Annotated in this window: 2 tRNA genes and 2 rRNA genes (1 of these 4 only partly in view); all 4 read left to right on the top strand. The window is 50.6% G+C overall.

From position 1 onward, the window contains the following. The first annotated feature begins 256 nt into the window (after positions 1-256). A 16S ribosomal RNA gene (locus CKL79_RS21800) occupies positions 257-1,744 on the top strand. Between the two features lie 173 nt (positions 1,745-1,917). Next, positions 1,918-1,991 (top strand) — tRNA-Ile (locus CKL79_RS21795). Positions 1,992-2,071: 80 nt separating this feature from the next. Next, positions 2,072-2,147: transfer RNA gene (locus CKL79_RS21790), tRNA-Ala, on the top strand. A 311-nt stretch (positions 2,148-2,458) separates the two neighbouring features. Next, positions 2,459-3,082 (top strand): 23S ribosomal RNA (locus CKL79_RS21785); it runs 2,261 nt beyond the window's last position. The 16S and 23S rRNA genes sit together here with 2 tRNA genes alongside, the layout of an rRNA operon.

The raw sequence follows: 3,082 nt of genomic DNA, 5'->3' as shown, positions 1-3,082 counted from the left end.
GCGCTGAAGGGAGCGACCGCCACGGCGGTTACTACCGGAGGCGAGGAGTAGCACCTAGAAAAGCGAATAATTTGGAAGAGAGAATTAACGAGACCCTCGTTAATGAATGTAAATTGCTCTGATGGTAGCATAGCTATTGTCAGAATGCAATAAAGATAGCTAGTAAATAGCTTGAGACTGAGACGAACTGAGTTGGTTAGTTTTTGTTGCGGCATTTTTGTTGTGGCAGAGATTGATTGGTTCAATCTGTTTTACTAAAATGGAGAGTTTGATCCTGGCTCAGGATGAACGCTGGCGGCGTGCTTAACACATGCAAGTCGAACGAACCTTTTCGGAGGTGAGTGGCGGACGGGTGAGTAACGCGTGAGGATCTGCCTACAGGATGGGGACAACAGCGGGAAACTGCTGCTAAAACCCGATGTGCCGAGAGGTGAAATATTTATAGCCTGTAGATGAGCTCGCGTCTGATTAGCTAGTTGGTGGGGTAAAGGCTTACCAAGGCGACGATCAGTAGCTGGTCTGAGAGGACGATCAGCCACACTGGGACTGAGACACGGCCCAGACTCCTACGGGAGGCAGCAGTGGGGAATTTTCCGCAATGGGCGAAAGCCTGACGGAGCAACGCCGCGTGAGGGAGGAAGGCCTGTGGGTTGTAAACCTCTTTTCTCAGGGAAGAAGTTCTGACGGTACCTGAGGAATCAGCATCGGCTAACTCCGTGCCAGCAGCCGCGGTAAGACGGAGGATGCAAGCGTTATCCGGAATTATTGGGCGTAAAGCGTCCGTAGGCGGTTCAGAAAGTCTGCTGTTAAAGCTCACAGCTCAACTGTGAATCGGCAGTGGAAACTTCTGGACTAGAGAGTGGTAGGGGTAGAGGGAATTCCTAGTGTAGCGGTGAAATGCGTAGATATTAGGAAGAACACCAGTGGCGAAGGCGCTCTACTGGGCCATTACTGACGCTGATGGACGAAAGCTAGGGGAGCGAAAGGGATTAGATACCCCTGTAGTCCTAGCTGTAAACGATGGACACTAGGTGTTGGCCGTATCGACCCGGTCAGTATCGAAGCAAACGCGTTAAGTGTCCCGCCTGGGGAGTACGCACGCAAGTGTGAAACTCAAAGGAATTGACGGGGGCCCGCACAAGCGGTGGAGTATGTGGTTTAATTCGATGCAACGCGAAGAACCTTACCAGGGATTGACATCCTACGAATCTTCTTGAAAGGGAAGAGTGCCTTCGGGAGCGTAGAGACAGGTGGTGCATGGCTGTCGTCAGCTCGTGTCGTGAGATGTTGGGTTAAGTCCCGCAACGAGCGCAACCCTCGTCCTTAGTTGCCATCATTAAGTTGGGCACTTTAAGGAGACTGCCGGTGACAAACCGGAGGAAGGTGGGGATGACGTCAAGTCATCATGCCCCTTACATCCTGGGCTACACACGTACTACAATGCAACGGACAAAGGGCAGCCAACTAGCGATAGTGCGCTAATCCCATAAACCGTTGCTCAGTTCAGATTGCAGGCTGCAACTCGCCTGCATGAAGGCGGAATCGCTAGTAATCGCAGGTCAGCATACTGCGGTGAATACGTTCCCGGGCCTTGTACACACCGCCCGTCACACCATGGAAGTTGGCCACGCCCGAAGTCGTTACCCCAACCTTAGGGAGGGGGACGCCGAAGGCAGGGCTGATGACTGGGGTGAAGTCGTAACAAGGTAGCCGTACCGGAAGGTGTGGCTGGATCACCTCCTTAGAAGGAGACCTACTAAGTTAATACCTGAAAGCGAATTGCGAATAGGGTTTAGCTGTAGTCACCTAAGGTCGTTGAGGGTTTTGTTTTTACTACTGGTTAAGTCCAGACTCTTCCAAATTATTCAGGTGTTACGACATCGGCCGTCTGGCCGAAGTCGATACGCCGAGACAAACGGGCTATTAGCTCAGGTGGTTAGAGCGCACCCCTGATAAGGGTGAGGTCCCTGGTTCGAGTCCAGGATGGCCCACTTCGGAAGTCAGAAGTAGGAACGATGAGAGATGAGTTTAGACTCCGCGTTCATCATTCATACTTTATCCTTTCAAAAGGGGGGGTATAGCTCAGCTGGTAGAGCGCCTGCTTTGCAAGCAGGATGTCAGCGGTTCGAGTCCGCTTACCTCCACCAATATATTGACTGCTTTTGCTTTATTGAGACGAGCAATCAGGCTAAGAAAAAAATCAGCAACTAGGGATGTGAGCTGCTACGAGAAGTAGAGCGTTTAACATCATAGCCTGCTGGTCTTTGTAGACTAGCGAGAACCTTGACAACTGCATAGAAAACTATAAGAAAGCAAAGGTAGTTCAAAGTCTGTTGCAGACATTTGAGAACAAAGAAGCCCAATGAGCTGAGTAGATTAGGCGAGTCAGTAGCGAGAGCTAAGGACTTGAATGAGCTATTCGGTTGCATAAGCAATCGACCTTCTCCTATCCAAGGAAGGTCAAGCTACAAAGGGCTCACGGTGGATACCTAGGCACACAGAGGCGAAGAAGGACGTGGTTACCGACGATACGCTTTGGGGAGCCGGAAGCAGGCATTGATCCAGAGATTTCCGAATGGGGCAACCCTATATACAGCTCACTGAATACATAGGTGAGTATGAGCTAACGCAGTGAACTGAAACATCTAAGTAGCTGCAGGAAGAGAAAGAAAAATCGATTCCCTTAGTAGCGGCGAGCGAAGCGGGAAGAGCCTAAACCAGTGGTTTTTACTACTGGGGTTGTGGGACAGCGACATGGAATCTGGCGGTTAGACGAATCACTTGAGAGGTGAACCGAAGAGGGTGAGAGTCCCGTAGTCGAAAGCTTAAGGATACTAGCTGAATCCCGAGTAGGTCGGAACACGAGAAATTCCGATTGAATCCGCGAGGACCACCTCGTAAGGCTAAATACTCCTGTGTGACCGATAGTGAAGAGTACCGCGAGGGAAAGGTGAAAAGAACCCCGGGAGGGGAGTGAAATAGAACATGAAACCGTGAGCTTACAAGCAATTAGAGCACGATTAAACGTGTGATAGTGTGCCTGTTGAAGAATGAGCCGGCGACTTATAGGCACTGGCAGATT

The sequence above is a fragment of the Leptolyngbya sp. BC1307 genome, from assembly GCF_002286735.1.
Classification (GTDB): Bacteria; Cyanobacteriota; Cyanobacteriia; order Phormidesmidales; family Phormidesmidaceae; genus Phormidesmis.
The sequence above is the reverse complement of the archived record's forward strand: the minus strand, read 5'-3'. Positions and strand labels throughout refer to the sequence as shown.